The sequence below is a fragment of the Cohnella sp. GCM10012308 genome (genome assembly GCF_042649185.1).
Classification (GTDB): domain Bacteria; phylum Bacillota; class Bacilli; order Paenibacillales; family Paenibacillaceae; genus Cohnella.
The window spans coordinates 1-19297 of record NZ_JBHRYU010000064.1 but is presented as its reverse complement, the minus strand read 5'-3'; the positions used below and the strand labels follow the sequence as shown (position 1 = coordinate 19297).

Annotated in this window: 8 protein-coding genes; 1 reads left to right on the top strand and 7 read right to left on the bottom strand. The window is 57.1% G+C overall.

The features are described from left to right. Positions 1-256 precede the first annotated feature (256 nt). From ACFOTD_RS34025 to ACFOTD_RS34000, 6 genes are all read right to left on the bottom strand, one after another. Positions 257-3340 (bottom strand): hypothetical protein, encoded by a 3084-nt coding sequence (locus ACFOTD_RS34025; RefSeq protein WP_378124442.1) that lies wholly within the window; start codon positions 3338-3340, stop codon positions 257-259. Between the two features lie 11 nt (positions 3341-3351). Continuing rightward, the gene (locus ACFOTD_RS34020) at positions 3352-5946 is read right to left on the bottom strand and encodes a glycoside hydrolase family 2 protein (protein ID WP_378124441.1); all 2595 of its coding nucleotides are present in this window, start codon (positions 5944-5946) and stop codon (positions 3352-3354) included. 3 nt (positions 5947-5949) lie between these two features. Then, a complete protein-coding gene (locus ACFOTD_RS34015) occupies positions 5950-8724 on the bottom strand; it encodes an alpha-mannosidase (protein ID WP_378124439.1) in 2775 nt (924 codons plus the stop codon). Between the two features lie 24 nt (positions 8725-8748). After that, positions 8749-10350, bottom strand: a complete 1602-nt coding sequence (locus tag ACFOTD_RS34010) for a type 2 periplasmic-binding domain-containing protein (RefSeq protein WP_378124438.1) — start codon at positions 10348-10350, stop codon at positions 8749-8751. A gap of 63 nt (positions 10351-10413) precedes the next feature. Continuing rightward, the gene (locus tag ACFOTD_RS34005; protein ID WP_378124436.1) at positions 10414-11358 is read right to left on the bottom strand and encodes a carbohydrate ABC transporter permease; all 945 of its coding nucleotides are present in this window, start codon (positions 11356-11358) and stop codon (positions 10414-10416) included. After that, positions 11352-12242: an ABC transporter permease gene (locus ACFOTD_RS34000; RefSeq protein WP_378124435.1), complete on the bottom strand. Its 891-nt coding sequence runs from the start codon at positions 12240-12242 to the stop codon at positions 11352-11354. Before ACFOTD_RS34000 ends, ACFOTD_RS34005 begins: the two co-directional genes overlap by 7 nt. A gap of 197 nt (positions 12243-12439) precedes the next feature. Here ACFOTD_RS34000 and ACFOTD_RS33995 point away from each other — a divergent pair, with 197 nt between their 5' ends. Further along, the gene (locus ACFOTD_RS33995; protein ID WP_378124433.1) at positions 12440-13540 is read left to right on the top strand and encodes a GntR family transcriptional regulator; all 1101 of its coding nucleotides are present in this window, start codon (positions 12440-12442) and stop codon (positions 13538-13540) included. A gap of 69 nt (positions 13541-13609) precedes the next feature. On the opposite strand, the gene ACFOTD_RS33990 is transcribed toward ACFOTD_RS33995, so the two are convergent. Further along, the gene (locus ACFOTD_RS33990; protein ID WP_378124432.1) at positions 13610-18871 is read right to left on the bottom strand and encodes an S-layer homology domain-containing protein; all 5262 of its coding nucleotides are present in this window, start codon (positions 18869-18871) and stop codon (positions 13610-13612) included. Positions 18872-19297: the final 426 nt, after the last annotated feature.

Below are 19297 nucleotides of genomic sequence, written 5' to 3'. Positions count from 1 at the left end.
CTTGGCCATGTTGCAACAAAATGGACCACCACTTTCAGCATAATATTATCTATTATACCAAATTAACGCGGTGACGTATTAATTGAATAATGCAGGGGACTTTCTCAACAGCCTGATATTTGCAGGCGTTTTATCAAGCGCCGCTGCCGGTAGAAAATAAATGCACAAATGCAGGTATTCGCGCCGTGCGCGACATTCGATATCAAAAAAAGAACGCCCTATAAAGGACGTTCTCTTCATACAAACGATCATAAACTCAACCGTACTCGAACGCATCGATCACGACGTTATAATCGCTCGCCGCAGCGTTCTTTGTCCGGTCGACTTCCACCTTGACGTTGTGCGAGCCGGGCGCCAGATCGGCCGTGCTGTAGATGATCTGCTGATATTTCTTGACGGCGCTGTACAGATCGACCGTGCGGACCAGCTTGCCGTCCACATAAATGTTGGCCCGGCCTTGGTTCGAGCCAAAGTTGCTGATCACGCGAACGGCCGTGCCGGTGAACGTCAGCTGCGCGCCGTTGCCGCCGGCGCTGCCGAACGTCTCCGTTCCCGCGTAGTCCGACGCGTCCGACCACTGCCCCCAGCCGCCGGTGTACGCGACGGATGCATGGCGGTCGTCCAGCTTGGTCGCGAGCGACGTGCCGTACTCGAACCGGTCGATGACGACGTTCGTATTCGTGGCCGCGACGTTTTTGGTCCCTTTGACGATCACCTTGACCGTATGCGCGGCGTCCGTCAGCCCCGTTTTCGCAAACAGCACCTGGCGGTAAAGCGCGTCCGGCGCGTACAAATCGACGTCGGACGCTTGCAGCGCGCCGTCGACGTAGAAGTCGGCTTTGCCCTGGTTGCCGCCGTACTTGCCGATGACCCGGATCTGGCTGCCGGTGAACGAGAATTGCGCATAACCGCCCGCCGTGTAGTTGAACTTCTCGGTCGCGGCATGGTCGAGCTTGTCGCCGTCCCAGTTGTTCCATGCTCCGCTATAGGTGACGGCAGCGTCCCGATCGTCGGCGTATTTGGTCTGCAGCTTCGCCGGCGCGCCCGCGGCGCTCCAGTTCACCGTCACCGTCACGCCGCTGGGCGCATTCCAGTATTTAATCAGCGCCGACTTGCTCTCGTCATCCCATTCCTGCGAATACAGCGTGCTGCGGCCGCTGCCGTTCACCGCCGTCGCGAGCTGCGGCACGAGGCCGTCCTTGCTTAAGATACGGATCGCGCCAAGCGAATTCGACGCGCCTTTGGCCGTAACGACGGTGCTCGAAGCGCTCTCGCTGACCGCCGGATTGTTGCCTTGCGCGAACAGCACGCGGGGGATCGTCGTCACCGCGATGCCCGAGACGTCCTTCAGCAGCGCCGACTTGCCCTGCGCGACTTTGCGCGTCGTGACGACCTGAAGATCCGGGTCGAGCACGTCGATGTATTTGCCCGTCTCCACGGCCGTGCCGCTGATCGAATAAATGCCTTTGTACGGGCCTCTCGTATAGGCAATCGCGTTTTGGACGCTCACCGACGCGCTCTTGTAGACGGAGCCGATATTTTGCATGATGTTAAACATCTTGGAGCTGCCGCTGGCGCTGTTCCCGAAATAATACGGATCGATGCCAAAGTACACGAACTTCCCGGTTCCGTAGCTTTTCTCGAACGCGATCGTCGTCGTCCCCTGCTTATACATCGGCGTGAAGCTGCCGCCCGTGTAGCCGATATAACCGATGCCGGACGTCGAAGGCAGCGAGCCGATGCCGGCAGCCAGCGCCGATCCGGCTTCCGCCGACAGCGTCGCACTGGACAGCGTGCCGGCCGTGCGGCCGGTCGCGCCGATGCCGAACAAGCTGAGCAAGTGATCCTGGGGACTTGCGTAGCTGCTGCCGCCCGAGTTCCACCACTGGTTCGGCGTATTCTCGTACGGCGTGCGCCCGCCGAAGTAAACGACGATGCCGCCGCCGTTCACATAATCCCGCAGCTTGATATTGTAGGCGCTGCTTTGCGGCTTCATCAGATCGTAGCTCACGTAGACGACGTCGTATTGACTGAGCGGGTTCGCAGCGGCCGTAATCCCTTCGAGCGGCACGCCGTCGATCAGAAAGCCGCGGTGCAGCAGCGGCATCGCGAGCGAATAAACGCTGTCCTGATTGGCCGTATTGCCCGGGCCGCCCGCCTGCCAATTCGTCGTATCCGAGATCAGGATGCCGGCCTTCAGCGGACGGTTGGACGTCGCGATCGCGCTTGTGTAATTATGCATGTCGTTCAACACCGTAATCTCGTTCGCCATCGCGGTCTTGAAGCCGTCCGGCGCTTCGTTCTCGTCGATGCCCATAATCCGTTCCGGCCAGATCGGGATCTCGAACCGGTACGCATTCGGCTGCGATACGGCGGCCGCCAGCTGGTGGGCGTTCATGTCCGCGAGCCAATCCCATGACTTGGCCGCGTAGCCGTCGCCCTTCGGGTCGATGATGAGCGCGACGTCTTTGCCCGGATTCGCTCGGCCGAGCTGCGCGAAGTAGCTGTAATCCAGATAGCCGTTCTCGAAGGGCAGCGATACGGACGAGCCCTCGTACAGCACGCCGCCTTCCATCGTATTGGACCACGCTTGCCCGACGATGCCGTCGACGCCGGCGTTCGCCAATCCTTCCTGTCCCGCGTACGGATTTTTCCATTGAAAGTAGGAGAGCTGGCTGTGCGCCGCAATATACGTTTTGACGGCCGGATAATTGGTCTTGATATGGCCGAGGACGGCGTTGATCTCCCGCTGCAGCAAGTAATTCCGCAGCTTCGAGGCTTTGAGGAAATTGGCTGCGCTGCCGGCCGGGTCGGCCCACGCCGTGCCGTAATAGGCGAGCCATTCGGCCTTGAACGCGTCCTCGTAGCCCGCGTCGCCGAAGATCTCCGGCTCCTCCAGAATGATCGTCGTCGCGCCCTTGCCGATCGCTTTGACCGCTTGGTCGCGGACGTAATTGTTCCAGCCGGCGGTCGGCGTCACGTAGCTGTGCGTGCCCAGATGCTGCTTCAAGTTGCCTGCGGCGTCCTTCTGTACAATATCGTAGTGCGTCGAGCCGTCGTAGAAGCCGCCGACATACCGGTTGTCAAAATCGTGGGTGAATGAAATCATCGCCATCTTTTCGTAGCCGGCGTTGCCGTAGTTCGTAATCGCATTTTCGTAAGGCTCCTTGTTGCTGATCAAATAAGGAGCCGCAGCGTCGACCGGCAGATGCAGATTGGTTCGATAGTCTTGCCCGGTCTGAAAAAAAGTGTAGGCGCTCGCCTGCGCGGCGACGGCGCTCTGCGACAGCGCCGCGACTGCGACCGCGGCTGTCGCCAGCTTACGAATGGACTTTTTCATTCACGGCCACCTCACTCGGTAGGGGTATTCATCGCTTTAACGCTCCAGCGCCGGTCCTGAGGCAAAATATCCGCGAAGCGACGCTTAACGGTCTCGCCGGGAAAAATCAGAAATCCGTCTTCCAGCGGCCGGACAACCGGGAGATTGCCGCCGTCTTCATGCGCCGTGCCGCTAACCCTCACCCATAGAGCGACCGTCTCTCCCGTATTGCGGACCGCGACAGTCGTTCCGCCGTCTTCCTCCTTCGTCTCCCACTCCATGGAAGTCGCAGGCAGAGAAAGAAAGGCTTGGAGCGGCGGCTCTTCTTCCCGCTCCTTGACGGCGAAGGTATATTCGTTGTCCGCCAGCGCTCGCCCTTCCGCGGCGTCGATCACGCCAAGCGTGACGAATACGGCGGCAGCCCGGGGAACCTGAAATTCAACGGTGCCTGCAAAAGCGGTTGGATTCGCCATATCGCGCACAGCCTCGCGCAGCGAATAGGAGCCTTGCGCAAGGATGCCGCCTTTCTCGTCCTTTGCCGCCCATTCCACCGTCAGATCGCCTGCCTTCATGCCGTCCGCCGTTACGTAGACCGATCCTCTAAAAGCATCGCCTAGCCGATAGGAAACGCCGTCATACTGCAGCGAGACGTGCAAATTGCGATTCGCCTTCGCCACCCAGCTATAGGCCAGCTTCGGGTTGCCGTAGTAGTCGATCGCGCTCGTGCAGGATACGTTCGGATACGGTTCGTTAAGCTGCCATAGCAGGCTTCCGCTGCAGTGCGGCGCCCGCCTGCGGTTCGCTTCGACGGCGTACCGGATGCCTTCCGCTTGCAGCCACTGCGACGCCATGACCATCCGTTCGAACGTGCCGAAGGAGGCGCCGAACAGACTTTGCAGCTGGTCGTCCATATTCCAGTATTCATAGCCATGCAACAGCCACTCGACCGACCCGGCATGCCCGGCTTCCATCCGATACGCCGGCATGAAGCGTTCTATGCTTTCGATAGAAGCAAAGCCGTCCCCGCCGTATTCGCTGTGCAGCAGCGCATCGCTCCGGTTATACAGCCGGTAATGCCCGGTCTCCCCCGCATATTTCCACGGTCCGTGCACGTCGTACATCTTGCCTTTGCCGGCATGCGCCTCTTCCAGGAAAAAAGTCGGGCCTGAAGGCGAGGTGGGCAGGTACAGCTTGGTCTCGTCGAGATCGGATACCAGATCCCGAAGCAGGCGCAGGTTCGTCTGCCTGTCGGTGAGCGGCACCATCTGGCTATCGAGATGCCCGCCCTCCGTCAGCTCGTTGCCGCCGCACCAGATGGCCAGGGACGGATGATTGCGTTTGTCGCGAATGACCTGCCGCATCGTATGCGAGACGGTATGGAGAAAGGCGGGGCTTGCGGACGGCTCGTTATTGAAGCCCGAGCTGGATTGCATCATCTCCTGCCAGACGAGAATGCCCGCTTCGTCGCACAGCCTGTAAAAGAAGTCCTTCTCGATCAGGCCGCCGCCCCATACGCGAAGCATGTTGACGTTGGCCCGTCTGGACAGCGCGATCAGGTGCCGAACCTGGTCTTCGCGGTCCCTGCCGTACAGCTGATCGGCGGGCACCCAGTTCCATCCCTTGATATAGATCGGCTCTCCGTTCACGGCCACCGTGAAGGCCAGCGCATCGGAGGGCGCGCCGGGATTGGCGCGGAACGACAACGTACGGAAGCCGATGCCGCACGCATAATCGTCTGAAGGGCCATACCCGCCTGCCGAATCGGCGACCTCAAGCCGCAGCTTCAATTGGTACAGCGGCTGCTCTCCATATCCGTTGGGCCACCACGGCCGCGCGTCCGGAACCGAGATTCGCTGCCTGACCGTCTGCAAGCCGGGAACCGCGTCGCCCTCATAGCTTGCCGCGCCGGCAAGCCGGCCGCCAGGTTCGTACAGCTCGGCCGTTAGCCGGTATCGCCCCGCCCGCATGCTGTCGATCGCGGCGCTTACCGTCGCTTCGCCGCTTCCGTCCGCCCCGGGAACCGCTTCGACCCTGACATTGTCGAACCGGCTCCATTCCGATAGTTGCAGGCTGACGCCCTGCCAGAGTCCGATATGCACCAGCCTCGGGCAGAAATCCCACCTGTAGCCGAACCTGCTTTTCAAATGGTCCACCTGCTGGGTATAGCCAAGCTGCGCCACCCCGTCGGGCGATCGCTCCACCACTATGACAAGCGTATTGCGCTCGCCGTACCGCAGCGATGCCGACAGATCGAATTCGCCGGGAACGAACATCCCTGTATGACTGCCGATTCGCTCGCCGTTCAGCAGCACCTGCGCCGAATGATCGGCGCCCTCGAGCAACAGCGCGATCCGTTTGCCTTTCCAAGACGCTTCGGCGGTAAATGCGGTTCTGTACAACCAGTCCCGCTGGTTCACCCATTCGCAAGCCGGCGCGTTCGCGCCATAATACGGGTCGGGCAAATAGCCCGCGCGGTGCAAATCCCAATGTACGCTTCCGGGCACTTCTGCCGGAATCCAAGGGACGATCCCCTTGAGCTGCACGCCCACTTCCATGCTCCGTCCGAATGCCCAGAAGCCGGGATACGATCCGGTCAATTCCCAATTTTCCGTCAGATCGATGCGCATCGGTTAACGCTCCTTCTGCAGACCAAACCATAGCTTCAAGGTTACGATTTCCTTGGGCTTAGCCGTAACGCGCAGGATGTTCCCTTGCTCGACCCGGATCGTACCGACGGTCTGCTCATCCAGATTCGTCCGCTCCGCCTTAATCACCGCATCCGCCGGTTGAATGCTGCCGCTCGACTCGCGATTCGCGCTGTTCCACAACCGGACGATCCAGGCGCCGGCATCGTCTTCGGCCTGCTTGCAGGCGCTGACGATCAGATCGGAGCCCGTCAGGTTCAGGTAAGCGTGCCGGGCAGGCAGGTTGCTTTCTCTCCTGTGCAGCGTCTCGAAGGCGACCGGTCCCGGCTTGCGATTGACGGTCCGAATGCCAAGCGAAAATTGCTGCTGATCGGCGAGCAAGTCGCCCCATGAGGTGTCGGCGGGGTTAAACGGCCGGAACGCATACTCGAATTCCAATCGTCCCAGCAGCTGTCCGCCGTCGCCGCCGTCGCTCAGCACCTCGTCCCTCGTGCTCCGGTACAGCGTAAGCGCCGCCGTCCGCGTCCGGTCATTGCGCAGCTGCGCTTCGTAAAGCCCCTTGCTGTAAACGGCGAATCCATGGCGCTCGCCCCGAATGGCCAGCAGCCCGTTCGAAGGCACGATCCCGCTGTCCTTCTCGATATGGCGGCTATAATCCGGAAGCTGGACGCTTCGCTCCACGAGATCGAACGGGGTGCCCGTATAATAACGGTCGCTGTCGACGCGCGTCGGGAACAGCAGCTTGAGGCGGTGGTCGCGCACGCCGTTATCGACGACCGTGCGGCAGCGGATGACCGGGTCGTCCTTGCGCAGCGTGATATAGGTCGTGACCGGCAGGACGATCCGCTTGTCCGAACGCTTCGTTCTGTCCGAAGCGATCTCTTCCGGCACTTCCAGCTGCAGCGCAAGGCGCAGACAGGTTTCCAGCGGCCCGTCGTGCACGACGGACACCGACGCGCGGCCGACCGTCGAGCTTACCGTCTCGTTGCCGACCGGCGCGATATACTGCCAGCCGTCCCCGATATCGGCCTGATCCTCGAGGGCAAGCAAGCCCTCCGTTTCATAGCCGGTCTCCAAGTCGCGCAGCAACAGCGTGCCGTTCGCCGCGAATTCCAAGCGCAGCTTGCCGTTCTCCCATACGTTCGGCGCTGTCTGCTGACTGCCGACGTAACGTACGGGCTCCGCAGCCCGGCGGAATGCGTATTCTCCTTTGCCCGGCAGCTCGGATGCTTGCATATCGACGGTGTAGGTCGTATAGCCGAACGCGGGAATGTCGCCCTTCAGCGCGACCGTAACCCTGTCGATCTGCTCCCCGCGCGGAAGATCGCGGTAGGGTCGCCATCTTTTCATGCTCTGCTTCTTCACGCCGACGACCTGGAAAGGCACCGCTTCGCCTTCCGAATCCAGCAAGCGGAAGTTCGTGCCGCCGATCTGCGGAGAGATGGCAGGCACGGCCGAATTCAGCGGCAGCTCCAATTCGACTTGAACCACGCCGTCGACCGGGCGCTGCGACGAATTGAACAGCACGACGGCATGCCTGCCCTCCAATGCGGTCTCCGCGATATGCCCCGACACATAATTGAACGCTTCGGCCAGCATGCCTTCCCCGAGCGAACGGCTCTGGGCGAAGCGATACAGCATATCCTCGTGCACCGGCGTGATCGAGCATCCGCATATCGAGTCGTGCGGGTGATTCTCCAGCAGATGCTTCCAGGCCTGATCGAGGAAAGCTTTCGGGTAAGGGCGGCCCTCCCGCGATGCGAACGAGCTCCACGGCTCCGCCCACCCGGTCAGCAAGTTCTCGCAGTGCTGATTGTGCTGTTTGAGATGAACGCGGGACGAGAGCACGTTCGCCAGCACCATGTTATTGACGCCGTTATAGCCGGGCATGCGTTGCTCGCCCTTGAACACTTCAAGCTCGCCGATCCGGGTACGCAGCGCTGCGACATAAGCTTCGATCGTGCTATGCGCCCACGCCGCGCCCGGCGTCCTGTCGTTTAACCGCTCCAGCATCCAGCCCAGATTCGGTTCGATCTCGATATGATCGCAGCCGTCGAGACTAAGCGCAATGTCCGTCGTAGCGCGTTTGGCTTTGTAGTCTAGCATCGCCTCGGCGCGCTCGATCAGCTCTTCCTCCTCGTACTGAAACCCCCGGTCCACGAACGGCCAGCGCAGGAAGAAGTAGAAGTCGCTGTAAGACCGGTCTTCGTCCAGCTTCAGGCCAAGCAATTGGCTTCCGTCGGCGCCTTCCCACCACAATTCCGCAGGATCCCCGTTTCCGTAAAAGCCGCGGAACAAAACCGCATTATCGATGCCGAACCCTTGGAAAATTTGCGGCATCTGGCTGTTGTGACCGAATATATCGTTCACGTAGCCGGACTTCATCGGTTCAAACCCCATTTTTCTCGATTGCCGGAAGCCGGTCAGCAGGTTACGGACCAGCGACTCTCCGCTCACCAGAAATTCGTCCGGCATCACGTACCAGGGGCCCGCGGTCAATCTGCCCTCCTGCAAATGCTTCAACAGCTCTTCTTTCCGCTCCGGACGTATTTGCAGGTAATCCTCGATCATGATCGTCTGGCCGTCCAGCATGAAGTGACGATAAGAGGCGTCCTCCCGCAGACGGTCCAGCAATTCATCCATCATATGGACGAGCCGCGTCCGGAAGCTTTGGAAGTCCTGGTACCACTCCCTGTCCCAGTGCGTATGAGAGACGACGAATATTTGGCCTAGCTGTTTGCGCTGCTGCTGTAGGGTCATTTCTCCGTTCTCCTATCCGCTGTTTTAATACTTGGGCTTCGTTTTATTTTTCTGAAGCTCGTTTACTTCATCGACGATCTTCTGTCCGCCGGCCTTCAGATACTTGTCGATGGCCGTATCCCATTCCTGCTCCGTCACTTTGTCGTTAATGATCGCGCCGTCGATGACCGATTGCAGGTAGTCGGTGTACAACTGCGCGCCTTGCTCGACTTCAAGCGGAGAAAAGACGGTCGGATTGCGGTATTCCGGATATTGAACGGCGTTGTACGCCTCGAACTTGGCTTTGGCGTCAGCGAAGGCATCGCCGACCCCGGAGCCTTCATAGGTCGCTTCGATCGTGTCCCAATCCAGCGCTTCGGACATCGGCTGCAGGAACTTCAGCGGTTCGATCTGACCGGTTTTATAATCCGCTTCCTTCTCGTCTTCTCCCAGCAGCACCTTCTTGCCGTCCACCACGTTGTAGGTCTTGCCTTCGACGCCGTATCTTCTAAAGTCGCTGCCTTCCGTAAGCGTCCAGTTGAGCACGCGGAAGAATCCGTCGGGATCGGACATTTTAGCGTTCACGTACATGCCTCTGTCCCAAGCGCCGAACGGACGAATGCCGCCCATCGCGCCGTCGGGGCCTTCCAGCGGCGGGAGCACGCCGATCTTCGCTTCCGGATGCGTCTTCTTCAAGGTCGAGTAGATCTCAGGACCGTAACCCCAGTTGATGCCGAGTACCGCCGCCTGGCCGGAAGTAAATTTTTGCTTGGCGTGATCCCAGTTTTTCGCCATCAGAAATTCCTTGTCCAGCAGTCCCTTGGCTCTTAAGTCTTTCAAGTAAAAATAGTATTCCTTCATCTCTTTCGTCAGATAGAAAGGAACGATCGTATTCGGGTTTTCTTTGTCTTCTCCTGTCGCCGGTCCCCAGCCGAAATGCGTGAAGCCGAAGGAGGTCGACAGCGCGCCGAGTCCCCAGATCGTATCCTGGGCGGTCAGCGGGATCATCTTGGCATCGCTTTGCTTGATTTTGGCCAAGGCGTCCTCCAGCTCTTTAACCGTCTTCGGTTCCGGAATGCCGAGCTTCTCGAAGATGTCCTGGCGATAGTACATAAAGATCGGGATGAGCGGATTGGATACGTTGGGAATAAAATAAATATTGCCTTTGTCGTCCGTAAGCGTATCCCATACCGATTGCGGCACGGCTTCCTTGATGGCCGGGTATTTATCGAGGTACTCGTTAATTCTCAAGAAGGCGCCCTGGTCCTGCATATCCTTGAACTTCTTGTCCGTCGGCCCCGCTGCCCAGAACACGTCGGGAATATCGCCGGATGCGATGACGGTCATGATTTTCTGGTCGTATTCGGTTACGGGAATGATCTGTACGTCGATTTTCGCATTGGCTTTCTCGAACATCTCTTTCTCGTAGGCTCCGCCTTTCGTATAGGTGGCGGCTCCCCACACCGGCCGGACATAACTGAACTTGGCCGTCTCCTCTTTGCTTCCCGCAGACGCGCTTGCCGTCTGACTGCCTCCCTGAGCCGAGCTCGATTCGCTTGCTTTCCCGTTTTCTTTGTTGCCCGAGCAAGCCGCCAGCATTGTCGCAATCATCGTCAAGACAAGCAGAATAGTTCCGCGCTTACGCATGTTGCACGACACCCCTTCGCCAATTGTTTTATATGAAAAATCCTGTCGGATCTCCCAACGCGCTTAACCTTTCACGGAGCCCAGCATGATGCCTTTTACGAAATACTTCTGGAGAAACGGATAGACCAGCAGGATCGGTACGATCGAGAAAATGATGGCCGCCGCCTTGATATTTTCGGGCGTCAGCATAATCTTGGTCGCATCTTGCCCGATCACGGCCGTCACCCCTCGCGTATTGAGGGCGTTCATATCGATGACGATGGAACGAAGCAGCACCTGAAGCGGCCATTTCGTATTATCGTTCAGAAAAAACAGGCCGGTAAAAAAGTCGTTCCAGTGGCCCACCGCGTAAAAGAGGCCGATCGTCGCGATTGCCGGCTTTGAGAGCGGAATGATCATTTTCCACAAGATGCCCATATCGGAAGCCCCGTCGATCCGCATAGCCTCCTCGAGCTCCTCCGGGATGCTCCAGAAGAAATTGCGCATCAGGATCAGGTTAAAAGGAACGACCATGCCCGATACGACCAGCACCCAGATGTTATTGAGCAGGTGCAGCTCCTTGAGCAGCATGTAGGTCGGGATCAGTCCCGCCCCGAACAGCATGGGGAAGATGCAGATCCACAGCAGAAATTTGTTGCCCGGCAGCGCCGTTTTGGACAGCGCGTAGGCGCCGGTTATCGTAAAGGCCAGATTGCAGAGCGTGCCAGCGACCGTGGCAAAGACGGTGACGGAAAACGACTTCAGCAAGATGGAGGTCGAGAAAATATACTCATAGGCCGCAAAGGTAAAGCTGTAAGGCATAATCATGAGCGGGTGCTTAAAAATCGCGTCCGCCTCGCTGAACGACATGGCGAACACATTCAGAATCGGCAGCAAGGTTACGAGCGCCATCGCGGTCAATGCGAGATAGATCAAGGTCTGCACCCAAACCGGATTGCGGTCCAAGCTTTTGGGGCGGTTGATCAGCGCTAACTCGTTCGTTTCAGCTTGAACCGGCGGATTTACCACAGCGACTTCTCTCCTGTCCGTCGAATGATATGATTGGCCGACACGATCAAGATGGCGGCGATCACGCCTTTAAAGAGGCCTACTGCCGTGGCTAATCCATAATTCGCTTCCAGCAGTCCGACGCGGTACACGTAAGTATCGATAATGTCCCCGACGCTATAGACAACCGGGTTGGACAGGATCAGGATCTGCTCGAAGCCGGCATCCAGAATGCTGCCCAGCTGGAGAATCAGCAGCATCGCGATCATCGGCCGAATTCCCGTCAGCGTAATATGCCAAATCTGCCGGAGCTTGCTCGCCCCGTCTATTTTCGCGGCTTCATACAGATGGGGATCGATGCCGGTCAGCGCAGCCAGGTAGATGATCGCGGCCCATCCGAACTCCTTCAGGATTCCGGTGACGACGACCAGCGGGCGGAACAGATCCGGGTTGGCCGACAGATTGATCGATTCGATGCCGACCTTCTCCAGCAGCAGATTGATAATGCCGGACGGGCCGACGACATTGTAGATAATGCCTCCGAATATGACCCACGACAGAAAGTGAGGAAAATAGGCGATCGTCTGAATGCTTCGCTTGAACCACATGACGCGCACTTCATTCAGCAGCAAGGCGAAGAGGATCGGAACGGGAAAACCGAAAATAATTCTGTAAAAGCTGATCAATACCGTATTGCGGATCAGCTCGGGGAACTTCACGGAGGAGAACATCGTCTCGAAATTTTTCCACCCGACCCAGGGGCTATCTCCTATGCCCAAAAACGGTTGAAAGTTTTTGAAGGCAATAACGACGCCGTAAAACGGAATATAGCTGAACAAGATAAAATACAGCAGCGTGGGCGTCAGCAATAAGTAAAAGTATCGCCATTTCCAAATCGTCCGCAAATGCCTTCCCCCAGACTCGAAATATGTATCCGCTTTCTTTCAGCAACATCATAAAACACATATTGTCTTATGTCAATATTAATTATGTTATATTTATATCATACAATTTATGTTGAACGATCAGATCAGTTTATTCTCATTGCTTCGGGAATATCATAATGTTATAATACTTTATAATACCTTTTGACGAGAGGAATATGTCCTTGACCTCCGATAATCAGCCTTTATACCTACAGATCAGAGATATGCTTAGAGAAAAGATCAATCTGGGCGAGTTGAAGCCCGGGGATCAGATTCCAACCGAGTCGGAGCTTGTCCTGCAGCACGGCGTCAGCCGCATTACGATCAAGAGCGCGCTGAAGATGCTAGTCGAAGACGGGCTGATCTACCGGATCGCAGGGAAAGGCACGTTTGTGTCCGACCCCGATTCTTCCGAGCCCCTCCCGATCGATTTGAACGCCCCCTACAAAAAAGTGGGCTTTCTAAGTCCGCTCGCCAACGACGAGTTTTCGATGAAGCTGCTGCTCGGCGTGCAGGAAGCATGCAAGGAACAGAACTTGATCCTTATCGTCCGGTCCGCATCGACGCAGTTCGAGGAACAAGAAGGCATTCGCTTCCTGCGCGCCGCGGGCGTGGACGGACTGCTCATTTTCCCGGTAGACGGGGAAGCGTACAGCGAGGCCGTATTGAATTTAAAGACGGAGGGCTTCCCTTTTGTCCTCATCGACCGCTATCTGCCGGGCATCAAGACGAATGCCGTCTACTCCGACAATTTTGCCGGCGGAAGCATGGGAACCGAATTTTTGGTTCAAAAAGGGCATCGCCAGATCGGGATTATATCGGGCACCAAATCAAAAACGTCCAGCTCCGAAGACCGCTTCTCCGGCTATCTGGACATGGCCAAAAAAGCCGGGCTCAAGATCGAACCCGCGCACTGGCTGACCCGTATTGACGAGGTCACCTATATGGACCCTATTATAGGTCGTGACATGATTCGAAAGTGGCTGGAGTCCCAGCCCGAGATTACGGCCATTTTTGCTTTTTCCAGCGCGATCGCGCTTTATGTAGCGGACGTAGCGGCGGGAATCGGCAGAAAGGTGCCCGAGGAGCTCGCCATTCTTTCCTTCGACGCGCCTCCGATCCGCGACTTTCAGGGGAGCCTGTTCAGCTATATCGAGCAGCAAGAAGATAAAATGGGCGAAGAAGCGATCGGCTTGCTGATGGCGGCCATCGAGGATCCCGCCATCAGCCGGCAAATCGTCATTCCCGTTAAATTGAACGAAGGAAGAACGACCTAAATCATCGCGGAACAAAGGAACCACCCCGCCGAGCGTTCAAGCGCTGCGGCAGGGTGGTTTTTTGCTTGGCTAGGATTGGAGGCCAGCCAGCAATTTGGCCAGAACCTGCGCGCCTTCCGCGCGGGTCAGCTTTTCTTTGGGCGCGAAGCGATTATTTCCGCGTCCGTCAAGGAAGCCGAGTTCCCGCGCTTTGCTCACCGCATCCTGCGCCCACAAGCTGATTTGAGCCAGGTCGCTGAATGGCTCCGTCTTCGTGCTTGCATCCTCTTTACCCTGTTGGTACTCGTAAGCGCGAATCGATATCGCCGCCATCTCCTCGCGCGTGATCGTATCGTTCGGCGCGAATAAATCCGCGCTGCGTCCAAGCACGATGCCGGTCTCGTATACGGCGGCGACGCTGTCCGCATACCACTTCGCGGCGTCGACATCGTTAAATGTCGCGTTATTTTCGGCCTTTAACGCCAATGCGCGCGCGATCATGGCCGCGAATTCCGCTCTCGTGATGCTGCCTTGCGGATCGAACCGCGTATCGGACACCCCTTCGATCACATGCCTCGCCACCATATTTTTAATCACTTCGCCTGCCCAGAAGCCCTCGCTCACATCCGAAAACGACTTATCGTATGCAAGCACCGCATATTGGGCTGCATGATCGACTTTAAAAGTCATAACGCCGTCGCTTAACGTTCCGCCGATGTACTTCATCGTTCCGTCCGCAGCCGCCTCGTATACGCCTAACAAGCCCGGATTCGCATCCGGATCGACCTTCAACGTGAGCGTTAACGGCTCCGCCAAGGCGGTTACCGGCAGGACCGAACCGTCCCCGGCAACGACATTCAGCTGAAAATCAAGGACGTCGCTGGCCGCCGTTACAGAAACGGACCCCTTATTCAAACCTTGAATGATCGTCGCAACCTTCTCGTCCGGAACGCTGGCTGCAGAAAAACGGATCTGCGCACCGTTGGCTTGCGCGCCGGTGGCGGCGCCCTGGATGCTTTGCAGTTGCGCCTTGGAGAACGCGACCGTCATCTTGTTTTGCGCGATTAGCAAACGATTCGAACCAATAAGGTCGACTATGTTGGTCGGAAGCAGCACGGAATCCTTATTTCCCATCACTTGAATGCTGATAAGGCCATCTTTTGCATTTTTGAGATCTGCCTCTATCACCGCTTGTTGTTTGCTTGCGTCTACAGGCACCGTCGGCGGGATCTCCGGCGCAGGCTTGCCGACCAGCTTCATATCGGCCCAATTCGCCTGGTCGTCGCCATTGCCCATCCACATGAGCTGTCCCCATACGTCGCCGCTTAGCTTGCGGGTCGCGAGCATGCTCATCCCCACGAGCCGGTCATTGCCCGGAACGAAAGGCGTCGTTTGCAAAGCGTTCCAAGGGATCGCCATCTCGAGCACGTACTTGTGCGCCTCCGGATCAATCGTAGATTTAATAACCGCATCGGTTAACGGATATTCTTGCACCCCTCCGTCATCTCCCTGCCTCATAAAGACATGCGGCTGCGAATCCGGTCCGCCGGCCGTGAACAGGACCGCATAATCGCCCGACCGGTAGGCCGCCCCCGATTTGTTGCGGTCGATATCGAGGAAGAGCATCGACGCTGTCGAGCTGAACATATTGGCGCCCGTCTCGGTAAACAGGAACTCGCTGTCTTCCCGCTGCTCCAGCACGTACAGATTTTTGTCGTCCCACTTCAGCCGATATTTGGCGTTTACGGTCCCCGTATTCCCCCACAACGCGCCATAGCGCAGCAGATCCGGGTCGCGCTGATTAATGGCGATGTCCTTCGCGTCGCTCCATTCGCTTTCATTCGCGACGCCGTCTACCGCGATCGGCGAGGACGCCCAATTGCCAGCATAGACCGGTTTAACGAAGTTGATCTTGATCGGCAGCATATAGTCGGTTCCGATCGCGCCTGCGGACAGACGGATCGGCTGCTGCGGCGAAGAAGACGCAATATCCGTATTCGTCGTCACCTGGACGCGAATCGTTCGCGTCTGATGCGGCTGGATCTCCAGGTTATTGTCCGGGAAATCGATCGCCATCTCCGGTTCGCTGTCGCCGGATAGCGTCAGCCTGTGGAGCATGCCGCCCCAGCCTTGTCCATAATGATCGCCGATTTTGACGTAGACCGATCCGGCATCGCCCTGGTAGCCGCCAACCGGATAGCTTCGCTCCCCGTTGTTCGTGCTTCCCTCTACGGCGCTGTCCGGTTCGTAATCCACGACGGTCCAATTCGCTCCGTCGGCCGACAATGACACTTCGAAGCGGTTGGACAAAGCCAATTTTAATTCAGGATTGTCCAGGTCCTGCGGCACGGGGATCTTGTATACGAAGTAGTTGGTTCCATCCGCATAACGCGCCCCGCCGGATATCGCCGAGCCCGCGTTATCGACCAGATAGTCTCCCTCTGCAGCCGATTCCGGAACGAAAGACAAAGCATCCTTCACGGTAGGAAGCATAGACATCTCGACCCGATGGGCTGCCGAATCGCGATTCGTCACGGCCAGCTCCAGCGTTTTTGACTCTCCCGGCTGAATGTTCAAGGTGTCGTTCGCACGCACGGCAAACGGCGCAATGCGCTCTTCGTAACTAAGCGTGAAGCCGTACATAACGGGACCGTAACCCCTTGTAGGGTCCGCGTTTGTCATTTTCACGTAGACTTCGCCGTCGGCATTCGCGTATTCGGCCAGATTGCCGATTCTGTGTATCCCTTTATTCGCGCCTCCGGTGACCGGTTCTCCGTTGGCATCCAGGTCCGCCCGGAAAAGCTCCGTCCAAGCCGCATCGTCGCCGGAGACGCTGATGACGTAGTTGTTCGCGATCTCCAGCATCAGGCTGGCTTGCGGATATTGACGGACATCGAATTTATAAACAAGCTCCTGGCCGTGATCCGTATATCTAAAATCGGGATGCTGTCCGCCGGTATAACGGACTTTATAGGCGGCGTCATTATCGTTCTGATTCGTCTCCACGCGCTTCTCTACGAAGTCGACCGGCGCCGAATCGGGAACCGGCGTACTCGACCACTGCACGCGGATCGTCACGCCTTGCTTCTGATGATCGTGCCGGATCAGCAGCGTCCTCGAGCCGTTCTCCCATTCCGTCGATACGGTTACGGGTTCGTTCGCGGCATCCGTTGCCGTCACCGTCTCCGGATACAGCCCCGCAGGCGCCCCCAGTCTGGCGCTCGCACGGGAACCCGGCGTACCGGCCAGCTTGTAGCCGGTTTCGGTCGCGCCTTCCACGACATCCGTCAGGTCGCCGCTTGCGAACAACACCTCGGGCTTAACCGTATCTCTGTCATTGATGTCGTACAGCATCGCATTGGTACGGGGCTGCATCTCCGTCATGCCTGACACGACCTGCAGTCGATCGTCGAACAGATCGATATAGGAGCCTTGCAATTGCAATTGCTCCGGCTGATCCATCACTTGAATCGTCGTATACGGTCCGCGGACGGACTTCAACAGATTCGCCTCGGCGTACGTCCCGCCCGCTTGCTCCACCGCATATTTCGCAATATCGCGGATGAGCTGGGAAGCCGCCGGGCTGGAAGCAAAGTAATCGGGCGCTACGCCCACGACGATGACCTTGCCTTGCTCGACCGCTTGCTCATAAGCAACGGACCGACCGTTCGCCGCGTACAGCGAAGTCGCGCCGGCCCCCAGCTCGGCCGAGGTCACCGTATACCGCTTCGACACGCTAATCGAGGAACGTCCGCCGAATGCGCCTGTCCCGCCCGAAGCTTGCAGCACGACATCGTTCGTACCGTCGGAAGTCCGCTCGCCCGTTACGTTTAACGCAAGCTTGTTCCAGAGGTCCTGCTTCGGCGAAGACAGGTTCTTTTCCGTCCACCACTCGTTTAATTGGTCCGTACTGCCGGAGCCCCCGGTGTACACCAGAACGCCGCCGGCCTTTACCCAGTCGCGCAAGGCGTCGTTCACCTTGGCGCCCGTGCCATTTCCGGCACCCGCGTTGCCTTCGATCGCTTTCCAATCGTCATAGCCGACGAACAACACCTTCGTATCGGCCAAAGCATGCGACTTGGTCAAGTTTTCCGCCGGAATTACCTGAAGCGGTATGCCCTTGGCCACCAAGGGAACCATCGGGCCGTAGAATGACGTGACTGCGCCGACGGTCGACATTTGCGAAATCGTATCCGAGTACAAAATGCCGATCCCCTGCGTGCCTGCCTCGATCGTTACCGATTTGTCGTACATGTCCTGCAGCGCCCGGTAGACATTGGTTTGAATCGTCTTATAAGTCCCCGGCGCCTGCGTGAATCCGCGCTCCGACCACGGCACGACTTCAAACTGCTTGAATTGCGGCTGCATCAGCTGCGCGGCAATGGTCGTTTTATAAAACTGCTCGTACTCCGTCCAGCTATACCCCGGCGTATCGGCTTTCGGGTCGGCCAACGCGTACAGCTGCTTGCCGTCGTCGTCCAATTTTAAATGGGCAAAAGAGGAGTAATCGATGTAAGCGGATTCAAAAACCCGCCGTTCGCTCGTCCCGTTCGTCGGCACCGGCACAAGCGCGGTATCGCTCCATACCTGCGCAATATAACCGTCGATCGTCGGAATGTTGTAATAGTCATAGTTCGACGTCGTGATCCCGTACATGAGGTAGCTGATCGCCGTATGCGAGGCCACCAATACTTTGACGTCCGGATCGTACGCCTTGATTCGTTCGGATATATCTTTGAGCGCACGATAGCACAAATACACTTTAAGCTTTTGCGATTTGAATTCCGCTTCCTTCGAGGAAGAAGGGTCCACCCAGGCTTCCCCGTAATAAGCCAGCCACTCTCGTTTAAACGCGTCGGAATAGCCGGATTTGATAAATACGTCCGGCTCCTCGAACACGATCCGTCTGGCGCCGGCATCGATGCTGGACTTGGCCATGGAGTAGATGAAGTTGTTCCAATTCTCGGTAGGCACCATATACGGGACATCGACGCTGGTCGAGTGGGTAATCAAATTCCCGCTCTTATCTTTTTGTATCTCATCTACGTGTTCTACGCCGTCATAGAGTCCCCGCTTGTAATAATTCATGTCCCGATTTAAAGCCATCATCACGTCCACTTGATATCCGCGATTCGTCCATGCCGAAATTTTAGATTGGATCGACGTAGGCTCGCCTACATAGACCATCACCGAATCCGCCAACACGTGGGCGCTCTCATTGTCCCCTGCCGCTCCCGTCTGAAATGTCGTACGCACGACCGGCGGGTCGGTCATGGGATCCGCTGCCGCATACGCAGGTATAGCCCCCACCATTGTTAGCGCTACCAAAAAACTCAACATCTTTTTCTTCATTACACACCTCCGGAGGATAAATTCAATACCGACATATATCATTACATAACAAAATATATCTTTTTAATTTGTATTATGTCAATATAAAATAATATTGATTATGGTCAACTCCGACATGTTGGCGCCTAACGGGCTACTGTTTGACTGTTTGGTTGTTTGGCTGTTTGGCCGAAATTCCTGCAAAAATACATCTTTTTTTGCCTGTGTGGCCCCTTTCAAAGCAAATGCCTGCAAAAATACATCCATTTCGTTATTTCTTGCGGTTGCCGCCCCTAGCCTCGAAAAATAACTGCATATTCCAGGCTGTTGAGAAAGTCCCCTGCATTATTCAATTAATACGTCACCGCGTTAATTTGGTATAATAGATAATATTATGCTGAAAGTGGTGGTCCATTTTGTTGCAACATGGCCAAGGTAAACCAGCAG